The organism is Citrobacter sp. U14242 (assembly GCF_046555775.1).
Classification (GTDB): domain Bacteria; phylum Pseudomonadota; class Gammaproteobacteria; order Enterobacterales; family Enterobacteriaceae; genus Citrobacter.
On record NZ_JBKGLW010000011.1, the window covers coordinates 1 to 20,155 of the forward strand.

The 20,155-nt window shown below is 46.9% G+C and carries 14 protein-coding genes and 3 pseudogenes; 2 read left to right on the forward strand and 15 right to left on the reverse strand.

What is annotated here, in order from left to right; all coding sequences use genetic code 11:
- Positions 1-73: 73 nt before the first annotated feature.
- The 4 genes and pseudogenes from ACLJXE_RS18085 to ACLJXE_RS18100 all read right to left on the reverse strand — a co-directional run.
- Positions 74-382: pseudogene (locus ACLJXE_RS18085) on the reverse strand (integrase core domain-containing protein); the annotation flags it as partial.
- Between the two features lie 16 nt (positions 383-398).
- Positions 399-1,475, reverse strand: coding sequence for an IS110 family transposase (locus ACLJXE_RS18090; RefSeq protein WP_096755725.1), 1,077 nt, complete (start codon positions 1,473-1,475; stop codon positions 399-401).
- 224 nt (positions 1,476-1,699) lie between these two features.
- Positions 1,700-2,463 (reverse strand): annotated as a pseudogene (locus ACLJXE_RS18095) (IS3 family transposase); the annotation flags it as partial.
- Positions 2,415-2,621: a hypothetical protein gene (locus ACLJXE_RS18100; RefSeq protein ID WP_200924036.1), complete on the reverse strand. Its 207-nt coding sequence runs from the start codon at positions 2,619-2,621 to the stop codon at positions 2,415-2,417. The gene ACLJXE_RS18100 and the pseudogene ACLJXE_RS18095, both read right to left, overlap by 49 nt.
- A gap of 412 nt (positions 2,622-3,033) precedes the next feature.
- Here ACLJXE_RS18100 and ACLJXE_RS18105 point away from each other — a divergent pair, with 412 nt between their 5' ends.
- Both ACLJXE_RS18105 and ACLJXE_RS18110 read left to right on the forward strand, forming a co-directional pair.
- Entirely contained in the window at positions 3,034-3,363 is a 330-nt protein-coding gene (locus ACLJXE_RS18105) for a transposase (RefSeq protein ID WP_225624031.1), read from the forward strand.
- Positions 3,364-3,491: 128 nt separating this feature from the next.
- Positions 3,492-3,701: pseudogene (locus ACLJXE_RS18110) on the forward strand (IS3 family transposase); the annotation flags it as partial.
- A 239-nt stretch (positions 3,702-3,940) separates the two neighbouring features.
- Here the strand turns inward: ACLJXE_RS18110 and arsC are convergent.
- The 11 genes from arsC to ACLJXE_RS18165 all read right to left on the reverse strand — a co-directional run bounded on the left by arsC (position 3,941) and on the right by ACLJXE_RS18165 (position 19,939).
- Complete coding sequence (arsC, locus tag ACLJXE_RS18115) at positions 3,941-4,366, reverse strand: glutaredoxin-dependent arsenate reductase (protein ID WP_047660537.1); 426 nt, start codon at positions 4,364-4,366, stop codon at positions 3,941-3,943.
- Positions 4,367-4,378: 12 nt separating this feature from the next.
- Positions 4,379-5,668 carry an arsenite efflux transporter membrane subunit ArsB gene (gene arsB / locus ACLJXE_RS18120; RefSeq protein ID WP_075847412.1) on the reverse strand — a complete coding sequence of 430 codons (1,290 nt, stop codon included), beginning with the start codon at positions 5,666-5,668 and terminating at the stop codon, positions 4,379-4,381.
- A gap of 47 nt (positions 5,669-5,715) precedes the next feature.
- Positions 5,716-7,467: an arsenite efflux transporter ATPase subunit ArsA gene (gene arsA, locus ACLJXE_RS18125; RefSeq protein WP_075847414.1), complete on the reverse strand. Its 1,752-nt coding sequence runs from the start codon at positions 7,465-7,467 to the stop codon at positions 5,716-5,718.
- 16 nt (positions 7,468-7,483) lie between these two features.
- Positions 7,484-7,846 carry an arsenite efflux transporter metallochaperone ArsD gene (gene arsD, locus ACLJXE_RS18130; RefSeq protein WP_075847416.1) on the reverse strand — a complete coding sequence of 121 codons (363 nt, stop codon included), beginning with the start codon at positions 7,844-7,846 and terminating at the stop codon, positions 7,484-7,486.
- A 47-nt stretch (positions 7,847-7,893) separates the two neighbouring features.
- The gene (gene arsR / locus ACLJXE_RS18135) at positions 7,894-8,244 is read right to left on the reverse strand and encodes an As(III)-sensing metalloregulatory transcriptional repressor ArsR (protein ID WP_075847418.1); all 351 of its coding nucleotides are present in this window, start codon (positions 8,242-8,244) and stop codon (positions 7,894-7,896) included.
- Between the two features lie 806 nt (positions 8,245-9,050).
- Positions 9,051-10,535 (reverse strand): hypothetical protein, encoded by a 1,485-nt coding sequence (locus tag ACLJXE_RS18140; RefSeq protein ID WP_075847420.1) that lies wholly within the window; start codon positions 10,533-10,535, stop codon positions 9,051-9,053.
- Complete coding sequence (locus ACLJXE_RS18145) at positions 10,507-11,568, reverse strand: nucleoid-associated protein (protein ID WP_047660531.1); 1,062 nt, start codon at positions 11,566-11,568, stop codon at positions 10,507-10,509. Before ACLJXE_RS18145 ends, ACLJXE_RS18140 begins: the two co-directional genes overlap by 29 nt.
- Positions 11,569-11,780: 212 nt before the next feature.
- Positions 11,781-13,037 carry a tyrosine-type recombinase/integrase gene (locus tag ACLJXE_RS18150; RefSeq protein ID WP_131380048.1) on the reverse strand — a complete coding sequence of 419 codons (1,257 nt, stop codon included), beginning with the start codon at positions 13,035-13,037 and terminating at the stop codon, positions 11,781-11,783.
- Positions 13,038-13,308: 271 nt separating this feature from the next.
- A complete protein-coding gene (locus tag ACLJXE_RS18155; protein WP_410751607.1) occupies positions 13,309-16,581 on the reverse strand; it encodes a DEAD/DEAH box helicase in 3,273 nt (1,090 codons plus the stop codon).
- Entirely contained in the window at positions 16,574-17,362 is a 789-nt protein-coding gene (locus ACLJXE_RS18160; RefSeq protein ID WP_410751608.1) for a hypothetical protein, read from the reverse strand. Before ACLJXE_RS18160 ends, ACLJXE_RS18155 begins: the two co-directional genes overlap by 8 nt.
- Positions 17,363-17,542: 180 nt before the next feature.
- Positions 17,543-19,939, reverse strand: a complete 2,397-nt coding sequence (locus tag ACLJXE_RS18165) for an AAA family ATPase (RefSeq protein ID WP_410751609.1) — start codon at positions 19,937-19,939, stop codon at positions 17,543-17,545.
- Between the last annotated feature and the right edge of the window lie 216 nt (positions 19,940-20,155).

Below are 20,155 nucleotides of genomic sequence, written 5' to 3' on the forward strand. Positions count from 1 at the left end.
CTAACGACGCCGGATATATGGTCGCAAACCGTATCGAACCAGTACTTGCATCACCCGGGGCGTCCATATATGGTCAACTAAAACTGGCCACGGCTTTAGAGTTTTTCCAGTATCGGTTTTCCGATTCGTTTGGGGGCAACCCACCGTTATAGTCATGCGGCCTTAGCGAGCTGTAATACCCGACGATATAGTCTGTGATCGCATGAGCAGCATCGCTAAAGTTTATATAACCTGTCACTGGCACCCACTCGTTTTTCAGACTACGGAAGAAGCGTTCCATCGGGCTGTTGTCCCAACAGTTTCCACGTCGGCTCATACTCTGCCTGATCTGGCAACGCCACAGTAACTGCCGGAACTGCCTGCTTGTATAGTGGCTACCCTGGACGCCCTTCTAAGAGTCAAGCTGTTATCGGGATACTGTTGATCCGCCTGTTTTGATTGCGCAGTAACGTGTAAACTTCGCGGGAGATATATCGCTTTAGACAGCGTATCGCTTCCATTTTTGTATGTCCTTCGGCTACACGCCTGGCGACATATTCCTTTGTTTTTGCGTCAGTTCGTAAGCGTCCGATGGCGATGATGTGAAGTGCACTATTTGCAGCACGATCTCCACCACGATTAAGTCGGTAACGGTTCGTTTTTCCAGAAGAAACGGGGACCGGGATGACACCACACAGTGCCGCAAATCCTGATTCTGATCTTAACCGTTGAGGATTGTCTCCGGCAGTGATCAGCAACTGTGAAGCGCTTTCGTATCCGATAGCATTACGTTTAATCAGCTCAGGTGCCAACTCGTCGACAATTGCCGCAATCATGACATCCAGATCAGCGATTTCGTCATGTAACTCGAGATAGCGTCGGGCAAGGGACTTTAATGAAATGCGATAAACGTTGGTTACATTGCGGTATTCACTGGCATCAGGTCTCCAGGAACCCAGGGTCCTGATGAGCTGCATGCGCGTCATATTTCTGAGCTGTTCACGTAATTCATCCGGGGCAGAGATAATATTTGAATGGATAATCTGGAGAGCGACTCTGCGGGCTGATATTGCTGTTTTTCGGCAAGTTTTTAATACCCGCAGGGACTCAATCATGCCATCACGCGTTTTGGGAGTAACTGTCCTGATGCCTGAGAATGCTGCATGAGCGGCACATTCAGCATCAATTGTGTCACTTTTACCCCGTTTGCGTCGCTCCATCCGGTCTGGAGCAGTCACCTCAAGAACTTCTAACCCGGCGTTCTGAAAATAACGAAGCAAACCGGAACCATAGGTACCTGTGCACTCAACACCAATTCGCTTTAATGTCCCAAACGAGGTCATCCATGCCAGCATCTGCCGGTAACCTTGTCGTGTTGTGGAGAAATACTGAGTCCCAAGGACTTTATTGTTCTGATCTACGACAGCGGCAACGTGCAAATCTTTATGTGTATCCACGCCACCCACAACGGCAGCTTCGGTAACTTTATCAACCATGACAGAGCTCCTGTGAGGAAACAGAGTTGAATCTCCAGACAGATAACCCGGACAGGACAGTAACGAGACAAGCCGTCAGGCCCTTCTTGAGTCACGCGCATCGGTGAGGAGATGCCTCGCATGAAGGCGCTTCCGGCAACCGACGGGTCCAGGGCAGGACACAAAAGGTCGATCGCTGTGTGAGTCAGGATGCGGGAAGGTCTTCACTGCATCAGTAATCACACCAATCTGGTTAAACGGCAAACTAAGTGGTGGTAAAGACTGACATCGGCATTATTACTATCGCTATGTACGATAACCTCGCCGTCCGGTTTTCGACGCCACACGGCCATCATCAGAGCGTCCAGCGCGAGTTCGCGAGAGAGAGTGGGCTTCATCGACCAGCCAACCACGTTACGGGCGAAGAGATCGATAACCACCGCCAGATACAGCCAGCCCTGCCAGGCGCGGATATAAGTAATATCGGTGACCCAGACCTGATTGGCCCGGACAGCGGTAAACTGCCGCTGCACACGATTAGGCGCAACCACTGAAGGTCGGCCAGCGATACGACGCGGAGCTTTATAGCCGCGCACGGCTTTAATCCGGTTCAGTTGCATAATACGGCCCACCCGGTTTTTGCCGCAGGTTTCACCGATCTCATTCAGATCGCCATGAACCCGACGATAGCCATAGACGCCACCGCTCAGGGAATATGAATCGCGGATGAGCGTCAGCAGACGCTGGTTATCTTTATCCCGCGCAGAGACCGGATTATGCAGCCACGCATAAAACCCGGCCCGGGCAACGCACAACACCCGACACATCGTCATGACATCCCATACAGTGCGGTGCTCATTGATAAAGCGGTACTTCAGTCGGGCTCCCTTGCAAAGTACCGCGCGGCCTTTTTCAGAATATCCCGTTCTTCCTCAGTGCGCTTCAGCTGTGCCCTGAGCTTCAGGATCTCGCTTTTAGCTTCCAGTAAATCCCGGGCATGCTGTTCGCTGTAACGGCTGTGGTGAGTGTCTGGTCCAGTGCGACCGTCATGCAGTGATGCTGCATCCGGTGGTATAACCCCTGCCAGCCAGAGCCTTTTTCACAGGAAGTACATTCAGCGCACTTATAAAGGTGATACAACTTGTACGGGGGAATTACCGTGTTCATTCGAAGCTCCCGATGCCTCTCTCACACATCGAAGGAACCGGAACGTATGCTACTGCATTAACACACTATTTTATTAAAAATGAGATTTATGTTGTCGAAGTTAACAGGCCAGAACGCTCAAAACACAGGCTTGAAGGGAAGTCAGATCCACTGGATGCAGAAAATGCAGTGCGGTGCGAGTGAATCTCTCAGGATTATTAGTATTGCCCGACGTAGTACAGTAAAAGCCCACACTCAGGCGATTAATCAGCTTCGTGCGCTGCTGGTCAGTGCCCCGTAGGATGTTCGTGACAACCTCTGTATATCGAAACTGCACGAATGCGTAGCCTCCTGCATTAGCTGAGAAGTTTCAAAGTACTCTCCATTGCGTATAGCTTTCTACAGCACGCTTTGAAGCCTTGCGAAACGATGAATGGCCCTGACTGAAGAGATGAATGAACTGGATGAATCATTGGATAAACTGACCCGTAAATATACCAGTAATCTTCGTAGTCAGTTTGGTGTAGGTCCACAGGCGACAGCCATACTGCTGGCCATTGCAGATGCTCACCCCGAACGTTTAAAAAATGAAGCGGTCCCGGCATCGCTCATTGGCGTAAATTCACTACCAGCATCACCAGGAAAAACAGTCAGGCATAGATTAAACCGTGGAGGCTCACGTGAAGCAAAAAATGCTCTGTGGATAATAGCCCTTGTGCGTATGCGTAGTGATCCGCGCACCAGAATCTATGTTGACAGATGAACTGGTGAAGGACTATCGACTAAAGAGATCCTGAGATGCCTCAAACGCTACATCGTCCGAGAACTCTACTTATTGATTTTATCGGACCCAGCCTATGCCCAATAGCCCGCTCTTGACATATGAGCGTCAATAGTCCAAAGGAACGCTTCTTCCGAAGTCTGAAGAATGACTGGGTGCCAGTAACGGATTACGTAAGCTTCAGCTATGCAGCCCACGCAATAACGGACTATATCGTTGGATATTATGGCATACTCAGACAGCACGAATATAACAGTGAGTTGCCACAAAACGAATCAGAAAATAGATACTGGAAAAAATCTAATGCAGTGGTCAGTTTTAGTTGGGCACTGCACATCGAGCCGTGGGCATGTGTTGTTAATAACAGCCTGGCGGCAGCTGAACCGTCTTCACTATTCCTGAAGACCAGGGCGAACCGCGAGCAGCCTCTCATCTCTGATGTGGAAGAGCAGTATGCAAAGCGTATTGCATTAACAGCGCTACAGAGCGAAGAGCCGGTTGGTATTTGCTGGAAGAAATGACGAAATAAAGATGAAGGGGGCAAATGCCCCCTTCATCTTTATTTCAGTCTTTTAACTGCATCATTAACGACTTTTTCACCATCTTCTTTGGTGAAAGCCGTTTTCTGGGCATCTGGAAGGATATCCAGAACCACCTCCGAAGGACGGCAAAGTTTAGTTCCCAGTGGCGTCACTACTATCGGACGGTTAATCAGAATCGGATGTTTCAGCATAAAGTCGATTAGCTGGTCGTCAGTAAATTTATCTTCTGCAAGACCCAGTTCCTCATACGGGTCGACGTTCTTACGTAGCAAAGCCCGAACGGAAATGCCCATATCTGCAATGAGTTTGACCAGCTCATCGCGTGACGGTGGATTTTCAAGGTAATGAATAACGGTCGGTTCATTACCGCTGTTGCGGATCATCTCCAGCGTATTACGCGACGTGCCGCAGGCCGGATTGTGATAAATAGTGATGTTGCTCATATCTGTATCTCATTACAAAGTGAAAGAGAGACGTAGCGCCAGCGCGGTCAGCGTTACAAACAGCACAGGCAGAGTCATGATGATCCCGGTGCGGAAATAATATCCCCAGGTGATGGTCATGTTCTTCTGTGAAAGTACATGTAGCCAGAGCAGCGTTGCCAGGCTACCAATAGGTGTAATTTTCGGGCCCAGATCGCAGCCAATCACGTTGGCGTAGATCATCGCCTCTTTAATAACGCCAGTTGCAGTGCTTCCATCGATAGAAAGAGCGCCAACCAGCACGGTAGGCATGTTGTTCATGATGGAAGACAGGAAAGCCGTCAGGAAGCCAGTACCCAGCGTCGCAGTCCAGAGTCCTTTATCCGCCAGTACGTTCAGCACACCTGAAAGGTATTCGGTTAGCCCTGCGTTGCGCAGACCGTAGACCACCAGGTACATCCCCAATGAGAAGATGACGATCTGCCAGGGTGCCCCACGCAGCACTTTACCGGTGTTAATGGCATGGCCGCGTTTTGCCACCGCAAACAGAATGATGGCCCCTGCCGCCGCAATCGCGCTGATCGGGATACCCAACGGCTCCAAGACGAAAAAGCCAACCAGCAGAAGAATTAAAACTATCCAGCCGGTTCTGAAGGTTGCCAGATCTTTAATCGCCTTTGCGGGTGCTTTCAGGAGAGCCAGGTCGTAAGTCGGCGGAATATCTTTGCGGAAGAAAAGATGCAGCATAACAAGAGTGGCAGCAATGGCTGCAATATCCACCGGCACCATTACCGATACATATTCGGTGAATCCCAGACCAAAGAAGTCCGCCGAGACGATATTCACCAGGTTCGACACGATAAGCGGCAGGCTGGCTGTATCGGCAATAAACCCGGCAGCCATGACAAATGCCAGAGTAGTACCTTTACTGAAACCTAATGCAAGCAGCATGGCGATGACAATTGGAGTAAGAATCAATGCCGCACCATCGTTGGCAAACAGGGCCGCCACCGCTGCACCGAGCAGAACGATATACGTAAAGAGCAAACGGCCACGACCTTTACCCCAGCGCGAAACATGCAATGCCGCCCATTCGAAAAAGCCTGATTCATCAAGCAGCAGGCTGATAATAATCACGGCAATAAATGTTGCCGTCGCGTTCCAGACGATATTCCACACCACCGGAATATCGCCCACATGCACAACACCAGATATCAGAGCCAGTCCCGCGCCCAGCATTGCACTCCAGCCAATCCCTAATCCCTTTGGTTGCCAGATAACCAAAACAATGGTCAGGACAAAAATAGCGCCTGCCAGTAACATAAAACCTCCTGACAGGGCGACTTTGTCGCCCTGTATATGCCAAAAAATTAACTCATCAACTCTCTGAGCTTTTCAATACCGGTGGGCTCTGACGCCAGCACCGGAACAAGCGCTATACGGTCAGCGTGTTGATTCTTAACAGCCTCAATCTGAGGCAGTTCCTGATGAGCACGCTGGCAAAGCAACGAAGAACGCGTATCCGCAATGGAAAAGCTGTCATTGATAATCCAGCCCCACGGATGAATCCCCGCTCTTTCAAGGTCAGCCTGCAGGTTTGCCGCTTCCTGCACTGGTGTGGTTTCAGGAAGCGTAACAAGCAGAACTTTGGTTCTATCCGGATCCTGAAGCTGCATCATTGGGGTAGTAAAATGACCTTTACTCCCCATTTTTTTGGCAATCTCCCGGTGGTAAGCCCCGGTCGCATCCAGCAGCAATAGCGTGTGTCCCGTAGGGGCGGTATCCATGACAACAAACCGTTTACCCGCTTCACGAATCACCCTGGAAAAAGCCTGAAACACGGCAATTTCTTCAGTACAGGGAGAGCGTAAATCCTCCTCCAGTAGCCGTTTCCCTGCTTCGTCCAGATCTCTTCCCTTCGTCTCAAGAACATGCTGGCGATAGCGTTCGGTTTCATCGTGAGGGTTGATGCGGCTGACCTGCAGGTTTTTGAGGCTGCCGTTCAGCGTTGTACTCAGGTGTGCAGCAGGATCAGAGGTCGTGAGATGCACGTCAAATCCCATGTCCGCCAGCCTTACGGCGATGGCAGCAGCCATCGTGGTTTTCCCTACGCCACCTTTGCCCATCAGCATAATCAGGCCGTGTTCACTGCGAGCGATATCATTGACCAGGCCAGAGAGCGATAAGTTTTCAGGTGTGTACTGGATGTTCGTTACCGGGAGCGGTAATGCCTCAGAACGGGTATCCAGCAGTCCCTTCAAGGCTGAAACACCAACCATATTGACTGGCTGTAGTGATAGGGTATCTGTCAGTAGCTCAGATAAACCGGCAGGAAGATTTGCCAGTGCCTCCTGCTCACGTTGCCATATCGCAGCGGCCAGGGCGTCATGTTCAGCTTCGGTTTTAGGTAGCACACCATTAATAACCAGGTACTGGTTTTTCAGGCCAATTGCAGCCAGTTCTTCATGGGTGCGGGCGACTTCCTGCAGCGTAGATTTTTGCAGTCTTGCAACCAGAACCAGGCGGGTACGTTCAGGATCGGATAACGCCTCTACTGCATTAGCATACTGCTCATGCTGCTTTTCCAGCCCGACCATTGGGCCAAGACAGGAAGCACCATCTGGATTATTTTCAATGAAGCTACTCCAGGCACCGGGAAGCTGGAGAAGGCGAATCGTGTGGCCCGTCGGCGCTGTATCAAAAATGATGTGATCGAAGCGGGTCAGAAGGGAAGCGTCTGTCAATAAGCCGGTGAACTCATCAAACGCCGCAATTTCAGTGGTACAGGCTCCTGAAAGTTGCTCGCTGATACTGTTAACAACGTCATCAGGCAGAAGACCTTTGACAGGATCAACGATTCTGGAGCGGTATTGTTGGGCGGCTTCCTGCGGGTCAATCTCCAGAGCGGAAAGTCCAGGAACTGCCGTCACAGGGCGAATGGTGTTACCGATAGCCTGGTCGAATACCTGTCCGACATTCGAGGCAGGATCGGTACTGACCAGCAAAACCCGTTTACCCTGTTCGGCAAGGCGGATAGCCGTCGCGCAGGAAATGGAGGTTTTTCCTACGCCTCCCTTACCGGTAAAAAACAGATAAGGCGGGATGTTCTGTAAGAATTTCATATGTCCTCCTGACATATCAGCAACAGGAAGTATTACCACCACAGCAACTGGTGGGAGCTAACCCTACCCTCTCCAGCGGTATACCAAACCAGCGAGCTATCTCAGCACGTTTTGGGTACCGCCCTGCCATCACCGTTTCGCCATCCAACAGCAGTAGCGGAAGCCCTTCTGCTCCAGATGCTTCCAGGAATGCTTTCGCTTTCTCGTTCTGAACAAAGCTCATAGGCTGCTGTGCCAGATTGTAACGTTCAACCTGTACGCCACGTCCTTTCAGCCACTGCGCATCTGCAGAGAAATCAACCAGAACCTGATCGACATCTGAACCACATACGCCGGTACTGCAGCACATTGCCGGGTCAAACACCGTTAACGTTTTCATTCCAAATACCTCACATTCGAAAAATCATATGTGTTCAGGCAAATTTTTTAGATGCAAACAGTCTTACCGCTACCAGAGCAGTTTGCCGATGCCAACTTACGGGCGATGGCCTGTACGTCGTCCTGTTGGCTTAACCAGGCCTGCTCAATCACCTGAGCGGCCCAGGAAGGAATATGCGGGGATAAGCGGTAGTGAACCCACTTGCCCTGTTTGCGATCCTGCAATAATCCACTTTCACGTAGCATTGCCAGATGACGGGAGATCTTGGGCTGCGACTGATTCAACGCCGTGCAAAGATCGCACACGCATAGCTCTCCCATCTCCCTGAGCAGCAACACGATGCTCAGACGGGTTTCATCGGAGAGGTTTTTGAAGAGTTGTAAAGAAGTGAGAGACATCAAACCTCCAGAGTATTTACCTACAGGATACTCGGTATGAACCAAAATTCAACTAATATACGGAAAATCATATGTGTTTTTTCAAACAGAGTCGATCGCACCAAAAATTTGTGCTTAGGATAGTATTAAATTACATTCTGTGCTAATAATAACTTTATTGATAATTGAAAAACTTAGTGGACCATCAATAATTACCTTTCAGGCAGGGAAAAATCCTTTTCTACTATTCGAAACACCCATTCCTACGAATTCAGTATATTTTAGATTTTCCTTTAGTAACGGAGATGGTTCTTCATTTTAAAGAACTATTATCTGTCCTAATGTAGTTTCGTTTCCTGGACATAAATAGAAACGTTCTTTGATGCTTTTATCTAAAATTTCTTCATCTTCATTATCCACTAAATGCTTTGGTTATTTATAATTAACCACTGGGAGCCAATAATCAGAAAATCTGAGGTAGGGTAACCATTATTAATTCCCTTTTCCGTCAAACAATCATGAATGCAGTTAAGAAAAGCCTTCTTTTATCTTTGCCGAAAAATATGTGTTGACGATGGTTTGCATAAAGCAATTCTACTTACTAATAAATCCCTAATGGCTTTATGCTTAGTTCTTTTTGTTTTCTTTGCTACCTCAGCAAGACGAGCGCTTAAACTATCTATTTTTTTTCATCGTTCTCCTGTTTACTGAGAAGAAGATATTATTACCCGATCAAAATGAACTTCTGTTTAGCAACCTGAGGACTGATTACCATACGTGTTGTCCATTATCAGAGCCAGCTATGATCCCTGGTTGTTTTATTCCAGTCATGAAGGATAGACAGTAAAACCGTTCGGACTGCGCAGAGCCCACGGGGGAGTCAGAATCTGTAACGCACTCATAACCCAGGTGTAGCCCGACTGCAGGAGCATACTGAGTGACCAGAATTCACTTGCTGCAGCTGTAAGTAATAGCGTGACCAGAATGAGCACAATGGCCGATGTTATTCGCTCAACCCGGTGATATGACCGTATTGCGGCCTTTACGGGAAAACCTGCCAGTTCCTGATAATCCTGTTCATCCAGAAAACCATATAACTTACTTCTCCAGATGGTTCTGTTTTTTTCCAGCAGTGAAAGGGCATGACGGTTGATATAGACCGACATTCCGTATGAGATGGCGATATACAGGGCCAGTGCACAAAATGCCAGGGCATACACTTTTTGCGGGCCACTTTCCTTCAGGGCCTCCAGACTGTAGCGAAGGACCAGAGTGCTGATGACCAGAGCCATATCTTTCCACAACGCGGAAGACAGATCCCGCGACTGCTGCAAAATTTTTTGGGTGTCCTCTGTCAGGCCTTTTCGCAAATCACCCAGTGATTTCAGGGTGTCTTTTCCCCCTGTCCGGATATGGGCCTTGTAGAGCAGCCGGGCTGACTCCAGTGCCGGGGGAAGTCGACACACAATGCCTTCACAAAACGTGACACCCTCAGGCCATTCTCTGGCCAGTTCACTGGAGAGAAAGGTATGTTTAAGCTCTGTTTCATTTCCTTCAAGAAAAATCCATTTTGCCGTTTCCTGAATGACATAAAAGGCGGGCAGGGCCGCATGTTCTTCTCCGAATGGGATTTTTCGCGGCGGTTTTCCTGATAGTCCGACCTTTTTTATTTCGGCGGCAAAAAGCTCATTGACGAAACATTTCAATAACTCCCGGCAGGCGAGTGATGCCCAGAGCCTCATTGGTCCGTCTGTCAATTTGTCTCCGGACACTAAGATCCAGGGGGCTATAGTATCCGGAGGAAGAAAGTCGGTCGAAAAGCATCTGATGATACTTTTTGTGACGGAGGTTGTCTGGGGAATAACGTCGATGCCACTCTCCTCCGGGTGCATTTTTTCCCACGGCTCGACCTTCCACTGTTGTGTTTCAAATGCCTCGCTGACGAACAGGGCGTAGATAAGGCGATACTGACGAAGCCCAGGATCCCCGAGTAAAAATGTACGCCACCCTTCAGGGGTAAAGAGTCGCAGAATCCCGGGAATCTCATCGCTGATGATAGTGATAAAGTGCTTCTGACCGGGGATACCCTGCGCAGGGTGGATATCATCCCGGCTGTCATCAACAAAGGTGATCCGGAGGTTTTCGGAATCAGCATCTGTCACTTCCCCCCATAACTGAAGGGTGTCATTATCCATGGTACCGGAAATGAACAGTTTCCGGGTGGTTGTCTGCTGATCCTCCGTGATCACCAGATCAGATGCGCGGCGTGAGCAGTCAATTGCCTTACCGATTTTTTCCAGTATCGATGTCATCTGTCACCAGCCCTGCAGTCACTATCACTATACGTTTTCGCCCGTCTTCCATCGTTTGGATGTCCGGGGCATTATCCTCATCGTAGATAACAATAACATCTTCCAGAGTTTCCAGTTTTCTTTTCCGTGGCTTAGGGATGTTCTCAGGGGTGATCCGGAAAGATTCACCTGAAATTCCCAGGTCTTTTATTTTACGGGTAAAGGATTTGACCAGTGGATGATCTTCTTCCATTGGCCCAAAAATCTGGTTCAGCAGGGAAAGGGGCTCATCGGTGTTAAAATCCTGCGCCCCGTGATGTAGCGTTTCATAAATCTTGTTAACACCGCTACGTCTGATGTCGTCCGGTAACAGGTCGCGGTGCTTTTTGAAGACATCCTTGAGTGCGGCAACCAGTTTGTCGCTGAGGTCGGTTGTATTGTTGACGCGCTGTACCTGTAGAAAACGCTCAAAATAAACGGAGATATTGGTTCGTTTGCTGCGATCCCGTACAACAACTTGTCCACCCTGAGCATCTGCCGTCAGGCGGACCAGAGCAATTTTCTGCATGGCTTCTGCTTTCTTGACGAAGCTTTCGCGGAAACGTTCGAGTCTGGGAACCTGAAACTCGTTCCCCTCCGCATCCAGCACGTAACGTACCACATCCTCATTATCATATTTAATGAGAGCAAACAGTTTCTCATCGTTGAGGGCGTGAAGCTCAAAAAGAAAAAATACTCCCATACTGGCATTTTTTGTGTGGTGGTGAGACTGAAAATCGTTTGCCAGAAAAGTGGACTGTTCAGTGAAGCAACTGGTATCAGTATCGGCATTGTTCCTTATGAGGCGAAGAATACGTTCGGTATTGGACAACTCCGTAAACCGGAACATGTTACCGCTTAATGCAGACTTAATCCGTTCCAGAAAAAAATCGACGTGTTCAGGTGGTGATATTTCACTGAGCAGCACGGGGATCTCCAGTTCTCCACCAACGACATGAAAAATCATTCGTTTTATTGTCAGTGCATTAATTTCTTCATCCGTTAAAAAACTCATAGTGATATCTCGTTATTTTGTGTCTTATCTTATCGTTAATTGCTGTGACCTGCTTTAAAGCAGGTAGTATAGATAATCCCCAGGACATACGTAACATATTTCAGCACAGGGTCCGGTGTCAGTGAGTCATCAACCCCTCTGTGAATAAAGGTATACAGGGAAAGGAAAAAAAGAAGGAAACATTCTCCCGGCATCCTTGCCGGGAGAATGGATTATAAGTGTTGTTGTCTGATGTAATCGAAAGGTGAGACCGGATTTTCACGGTTTGCATCCAGAAAATCAGCCCACCATTGCAGCATCAGCCTGCGCTCATCCAGAAATTCCGCTTTATGGATATACGCGGCACGAACACCGTTACGCTCCTGATGGCTCATTTGTCGCTCCACAGCATCTTTTGACCACAATCCTGACTCAATCAATGAACTGCATGCCATTGCCCTGAAGCCGTGCCCACAGACATCGACCTTTGTATCATAGCCCATAAGACGCAGCGCGTTATTCACCGTATTTTCACTCATGGGTTTCCACGGATTGTGATCGCCAGTGAAAATCAATTCATATTCCCCGCTGATGGTGTGGATCTCTTTCAGAATATCCAGTGCCTGAGTGGAGAGCGGTACCAGATGTTCTGTTCGCATTTTGGATCCACGATGGGAATACTTAACCCCTTCAATAGGTTTTCGTTCCGGAGGAATGGTCCACATGGCTTTCTCGAAGTCTATCTCAGTCCACCGGGCAAAGCGTAGTTCACTGGAACGGATGAAGATAAGCAGGGTGAGTTTGGTCGCCAGTCTTGTAAGGGGCTGGCCTTTGTATGCATCAAGATGTTCAAGGAGTTCTGAAATACGACTCAGGGTAAGAGCAGGGCGGTGCTGGCGTTTCACCGTCGTTAAAGCACCAGCCATATCCACAGCAGGGTTATAGCTGATAATGCCTGATTGGGCAGCATAACGCATAATTGCTGTGATACGCTGCTGAAGGCGGGCTGCAATCTCATATATCTCTTTGGCTTCGGCAGCCTTTACGGGAACAAGTAAATCGGGAGTTCTGAGGGTGGTGATATCGCGTAAACCTATATAGGGAAATACGTGACCCTCAAGACTTTTGAGCACCTTCTCGCTGTGAGTTTCGGACCATTTTTTATTGCTCTTATGCCATTGACGGGCAACGAGCTCAAAAGTATTTATGGCCTCCGGTGCTGCTTTCTTCGCTCTGCGTTGCTCGCACGGGTCAATGCCATCAGATATGAGTTTTCTGGCCTCATCGCGTTTTTCGCGCGCTTCTGACAGTGAGACTTCGGGATACTGACCAAGCGCCAGTGTTTTCTCTTTGCCGAGATGACGATAGCGCAGCCGCCAGTACTTTGAGCCGTTAGGGTGAACAAGCAAAAACATGTTATTGGCGTCGGCGAGTTTGTAGGATTTTTCGTCCGGCTTTGCTGCCCGGATCTTAGCGTCAGTCAGTGCCATAGCTGGTTTCCTGGGTGATTTGAGGGTACACCGATTATCGAACCAGACTATACCCTCATTTGTACCCTCGCAAGGGACTTGATGCGGGTAGAATTTGGTTGAGTTCAGTGGAATTGGGAGATTCGCGAGACACTGATTTTGGTGGGCCTGGAATGCAAAAACGGACCTCCGTGGAGGTCCGTTGATATGAATTTGGTGCCCGGACTCGGAATCGAACCAAGGACACGGGGATTTTCAAAACTCGTGTCGTTCTGGTCATGAGTCATATAGTTTAAGTTATACGTCTAGTGGCGTTTTGTATACGAGTTTCCAGATCTGCTTTATTTTCATTGATATTTGCTTTACTAAGATATGGAACAATTTTTGAAAATGCTTTATGTGTCTCCCGTCTGGACCATCGCTCTGAACTGTTTAAAGCAGCATAAACAGTCATCTCGGCGCTTGCAAAACCTTGTCTGATGGAACGATTTGAGTAAAGTAGCACTGGATTAATTTCGGCCGTTGCTGCCTCTCTATTTTCACTGCTCCTGAGGAGAATCTGAAGCGGTGCACTCAATAAATGTGCTATATCAGGGAGTATGCGAATAACAAACTTTCTTGCACTTGTACTATGCTTCAGGTCACGTTTTTTCAAAGATAACTCAGTTTGGATATCCTTAAGAGTAGCGCCATTCATCCATTTAACTAATGCCGCTTGGATCCGCGGGAGAGCATAATTGGCTCGTTGCTTATCATCTTTCAGTTCTTTGAAATCAGTTCCGAAAAGATACTCAATATTTTCAATCTTCAATAGCCGGAGCATATAGGTAGGATTTCTCTGTAACCAATTAAACATCCAATTCAGCAATTCAATAACACTATTAAATGAATTGAATCCTATTTTAATGAGAGCATTGGTGAGATCTAGTAGAATATCTTCTGGGATACCTAATATTGAAGTCAAGTCACGCAAAGGCTGCGATTCAATAGCATTTTTGTCATTATTGTTCATAATCTCAAGAGCTGCTGTTGTTCGGCTCCTGATCCACTCTTCCTCGCCTGCCTGCTGTTTACGAAAGGCTGCAAAGCTGCGAGCAAGTCCATGACGAACTTCTTGTTGTTCGCTATCGTCCTGTTTCGTATCAGCTAAACGAGCGACAACATATCTCTCTAGATCTCCAATTTCATCAGTCTGAGAATGTATACGATCCATTAACGCAGTAAGTGGATCGTCAATGATAAGACATTGATCGGACTGACCAAAGATGTCACGTAGACTAGTCCAGCGATTGCCTATTTTATTTTCTGCATCATTAACTCCTACGACCTTTCCCGGAATAACAAGCACAATACCCGTTGCGCTTTCTCCTGCACGACCTGCACGGCCTGCAGCATTTAAAAGCTCTTCAGGCTTAAGAATATCCCTGCGACCAGAGTTAGTGTTGAATTGGCTGTCCTCTGCAATTATGACGAAATCTGCGGGTAAATTCATCCCTTGTCCAAGTGTTGGAGTTGCAGCTAGTATTGATAGTGCTCCGTCTCTTTTATATAAGGATTCAGCAAGGTGTCGTTCTTCAGGCAATAGTTGTCCATGATGGCATGTTGCTCGAACGGATAACTTCTCATTTTTTATAGTTATGTAGAGTTGCTCTGCCCCACCCATTTCATCGACGGCTATATTGTAAAGTCGCTTCTCAGACTCCGTCAAAATAACGTCGCAGACATCAAGTTTTTTTGCTGTTTTTTCAGCAATTGATACTGCATTAGGAATTGATTGGGAGAATATTAATGTTCTAAGTCCTGCTTTAACAGCGGATGCCGCTATAGAGGATGCTACAACTCCGGAGTTTGGTGTCAATCCCCATCTCGGATTCGTTGCTAGCAATAATGCCTCTCTTGAAAATGGCACCAAAGCATAATCTCGCCGAACCTTTGATGCCCAAGTTTGTTTTACACTGAAGAAAGCCGCTGGGTGCGCACTTAATTTTCGGCTCACTTCCGCAGGTATGCCACCTGTTGGCTTCTTGATTCTTTCTTTCCTGAGTTTGCTCTCAAGAGTTCTCAAGCGTTCAATATCATAAACAATGCATCCGCGCAATTGACGGGTAGGTTTCCATGCGTTATCCAATGAAAGTGCTTTTCGTTGGGTCAAATTAGCGAGCCATTTGCTTATTTCTTCGGAATTTTTCATCATTGCTGATAAGAGTACAATATCAGCTTTCGGAGCAACTCGAACAAAACCAATAATACAAAGCATTGCATCAATAGCACGGCGATCCCCATAAGTTTTGGGATGCATCAAATGGCATTCATCAAAGATTAATAAACCCACATTACTAAATTGGTCAGGTTCCATATGGGTCAAGAGTAAACAAGCTTCTGGTGTCATGACCATGATATCAGGTAGATGTTCTTTTCCTTCTAAAAAAAGAAATTCATCAGCACGTTCACCTTGCACACTTGAGCGCGGAAATGCCTTACGTAAATCTCGAGTAGTTTGATCCACGAGAGCATGAGTTGGGGCTAAAAAGACAGCTTTATGGCCGGACAGTAAGGTTGAATGAATTTTTAGTTGAGCTGTTGTTGATTTTCCTGCTCCAGTTGGGAAGGCGATCGCTGAAGATATTCCATTATTAAGATAACCTTGGTTCACTGCATCTTTGTGATTACGCCAAAGGTAAGGACGCGTTTCTGCCACAGACTTCATGGCATTACGCCACGGTTCCTCGGCCACTCCTGTTGGGGGGGCAAGACTTATGACAGCTCCATCAAGCAGCGCAGTACCTGTAGCTACAAGTAGGCTAGCTAGTTGATATGGCCCCGGAAAAACAACAAGTGATTCATGATGAAAATCGGCGAAGTTTTCTTCAGTTCCTGGCGAAGCTAAAGTTTTTACTTCAGAGAAAACGGATATAGGATCAGTAAAGCCAGAAATAGAGCGCCCTTGTAAAGCAAATGCAAGCGCGCGCACACCGCGTAAAATTCGATAATATAAAGCCGCATTTGCACGCTCAAAGCCACTACCCAGTACCATTTTTTTTTGTGATGGGCGTTTACGTTTTACTATATTTCCAACTTGGCCCTTGGCTAGCAGAATTAAATGCTCAATTAATTCAATCTGAAGTGGTTCGTTTTTTGGTAGCTGAATTGATTGTGCAACTTCTGAAGCATCGGCGGTTGAGTCTGCTATTAGGAAAAGCAACATTGCTGATATTTCGGAGCTTATGCCTTCTGGGCCAATAAATGCCTTAATTTTCTCATTTTCATGTAGGTTATTTATCTGATGAACTAGTTGATATGCAGTGGCAGCAACGAAACTGGCTGCGATTCTATCTTCCCGCTCTGGTTCAATTGAAACCAAGGTTTCGTTAGTTCTAGCAAGCCGCCGAGCGAAGTCTAGGATCTTGAGGATTTCTTTAGGTTTTTCAGCACTATCTCTTAGTAAGACCCTTGCTGAGACGATTTCAGCGAATGATCGAGATAGTTTTTCAGGAAGTTTATCGCGCTCTAATCCCGGGAGTTCTGGAGTAGACTGAATGAGTGAAGATGTGATTGGATCATACATTGCTTTCTGCCTCCGCCGCATCAATAGCGACTATAGCTTTATCCGAAATTGAAGCAATCCAACTCCTCACGTCTGCTAAGTACAAAGTGTCGGCACGCCGCCTAACAATATCGCCTTGGACTTTTTCATCATAGTGCTCAAACAAACGTTTTCGCCCTGCTGCGGTTGAGTGTGTTTTGCCGACTGTAATTGCAACCCTATAAGCACGTTTGTCTTGCCAAAGTATACTGGCTACTATGCTATCAGGATCCTGAAAATTCGACCGCTCAAGTAGTGATGTGACAGAAGCTATGAGTTCATTATCTCTTGCCCCAGTTTCAAAATCCTCAAATTCCGGCCAAACTGCGGACTGAATCTTTTGACGAGGATTTTCGGTCGCTTTATCTTCACATATTACTACTTGAGCAAGCTTGTTATCATTAAGCTCAATGAGTAGACCATCTAAACCTTTGTCTGCTTTTATCATTTGAGGTGCGCGGATCTTTGCATTTTTATATGATAAATGTGCGGCAATCCATGAGATGACCTGAAACACCCATCCGTCACGATGATATGTATCATTTCCTGGCTTAACAGAAAGTAAATCTCTGGCCCCCTTAAAACCTCCTTTTGGAAAACCAATAGGTAGAGTATCAATTTCGCCCAAAACACGTTCTACAATCCGTGACTGTCCAATTGCAACCCGAGCTATCAAGTTAGCCAGTTCATCTTCATTGTCAATTGTCCAGGTTGCTCCAAACCAAGAGCCTTTTTCTACAACGTCTGAAAGTAAAATTGGCATAATTTTTTATCGTCTAAGTGTTTACTATAATTGCGAGCGTACCCGTTTTAGTTCCACACATTTTTGAAAATCCTGATGTTCATACATCAGTCAGTGCTCCTCCAGATTACTTGAGAGGCGCATTCCCAGATCTGAATAGCGCTTCGCGCACCGCAACAAAACCGCTTAACGCCTCTTTTCCTATTGTGCTCTTGGTGGTTCGCCTATGCTCTTCAACAGCGCATTGTATTGATGCGGATCGGCTGCATAAATCTTGTCCAATACGTAGTTAGCCACCTTGGAAATTTCTGGAATCTCCACAGGTCTGAATCCACGATCTGGGATCGATTCGAGATGTGAAAATTCGTTGTTAAGTCTATTCACAAGAGCTATCGCAGTCGGATCCTCATCGCCAAAGAATTTCTTGATCCGTTCAAAGGCATCGTTCTTGTCATCTTGGTGGGGGAACTTAAAGAATAAAAATGCCTCAAGGAACTTACGGAGGTTGTTACCAAATCCATAAAATGGTTCATGAGATTCATTCGCTCCACCTTGATTACGGCACTTGTAGATCTGATGAAATAGGTAGTTGAATTCTGTGATGTAGTCTCGCAGATACGAAGGCATCAGGGAAATCTGACTTGCCCCTCCGTTTCTCTCCACGATGAAATGTTGGCATCCGCCGTGATTCTTCTCATTCGGAAGTGATATTTTCTTTAGATACTTCAAGAAATCTAGGTTGTGGGTGGATATAAAAAGCTGCTTGTAGCGAAAGCTGTTAGTTCCATCTGCATTCTTGATGGGTTTCGCAATCAGGCTTTCAATCAAGCTGAACATGAAGAAGATGTGATTCCCGTCTAGGCTGGAAATTGGGTCATCTATATAAATGATCAGATCCTTACCTTTGCTGTCTGGCTCTTCCAGCTTGGCTATGAAGTAGCAGAAAGCAATCAGACTGCATTCGCCTTCGCTCAAGTTGTAGGCTGATTCACCATCTCTTGTGACTTCAAACTTAACCGAAGTCTGCTCAACATTGTCTTTGGCTTCAAGTTTGATGCCATCGTGACCAAAGAAGTGACTGAGCAGGTCATTCACTCGCTTCGCGCCCTTGCGTTCATCCTTCTGTTGGCCCTGTAGGCGGGTCACTTCGGCTTCTTGTTTGATAATTTCGACTTCTGCCTCGGTAAATGCAGTGTTGGCAGTGTCAGCATCTGTTTTGAGACTGGCAATACGGGTCAACTCAGTATCGTAGGTAATGTCTCCGATAAAGGAAGCCACATCGGTAAGTCGAAGAGATTCGCGAGCAGTATTTTTATCTTTTTCCAGTGAACTTGTACGGCTGTTGTTTCTACTGATCAGATTATTGATGTCGCCTACGCATCGCTGAATTGCATTCGAATCGTGAATGTAGACAGGTATGGCAACCTGTTGAAAAATGGTGTTCTTTCTCTTATCCAATGCAGCCTTCAGAGTTTTGATATCCTGCATGTAGCTATTCAGGTATTCAGCAAGTTCTCTCTTGCTGGCTTCAAATAAGATTTTTTCTTCTGCATAGAACTTATCACCAGTCAAAGTCAAGAAGTTAGGAATGGCTTGGATTTCGCTGGCGATGGAAGTCAGGCATGAATCGATACACGACTCCAGATCAGAGGATTCTTTACTGAAGTGAGAGTCTAATACCTGCCAGATGTCATGAGGAAGGTTCTGACGACAGAAGGCGCAAGTGTCCCGCTTATCTTTATGTAGAGGTATGCCTTGCTTCACCCACGTTTGAAGAGCCGCCTCATTCAACAGTTCCTGAATCGCCGTAGTTGGCTTGATCGATCTTGAAAGGAGTTCTTCAGCCACCTTTTTTATTGACTCAAAGTTGAGGCTTATCGATACGGTATCAGCGATATCAGGTAAGGCTTCTTGCTTCAATAGGTTGACCTTGGATGCTTGTTCTTCGGTTGTCAGCGGTATGAAGCTAGGTTTTTTGACTGAGTCAATGTCTCTTTTGATGCTGTCTATATTGTAAACAGCAGGGCCGTAGATGCGGTTCTGCTTAATCTTACTGTTGGCATGAGAACGAAGTTTGCCTTCCAGAGCATCAGACGCAGTATTATGATTGCCCTTCGTTCGATCTCGTTCTTTCTTTTTAGCTTCAAGTTCATGTCGGAGGCCTGCCTTCGACTCAACACTGCCTAGCTTAGTTTGGATTGCGATAATGGCATCTTCGATCTCTTTATTCTTTTCACCAACGATAGCAAACGTCTTGATCTCTCCGTCGGTTTGATTGACCAAAAAGCTTAGGTTATCGCTCACAAAGTCCCGATTGTAGACCCGAACATCATAGCCATGACCGGCAAGGCCTACCTGTGTCACATCACCTTTGTCACCACGAATAGTGAAATTTGGATCCACGTAGTTATGTGGAATGCGCCCCGTTTCCAAAGCGCGGAAAATCCGCGAGAGTGTAGTTTTACCAGAGTAGTTCCGTCCGTAGAGGATGTTGAGCCTCTTGAAATTCTGGACGTTGTTACCTGCATCCTTAAGGCTCTTTCTCCAACTGAGGCCCGCAAAACTACCGAAACTATCGATGTCAACCTGACTGAACATGAACACTCCCTTAGCGCTGGCTATTGGCTGCCGATTTGCAAGTGAAACAGATCGTTAGATAGTTTACTCCGTGCTTGAGGAAGGAGTGAATAGGTTATTGATATAAGAAAGGAATTCTTATATCTGAAGCGGAATTCAACACCCATCTAAAGATCCCTTTCAAACGTTCATCGACAGAGTTAGGGTATAAAGCCGCTAAATAGCGGCTGCAAGATA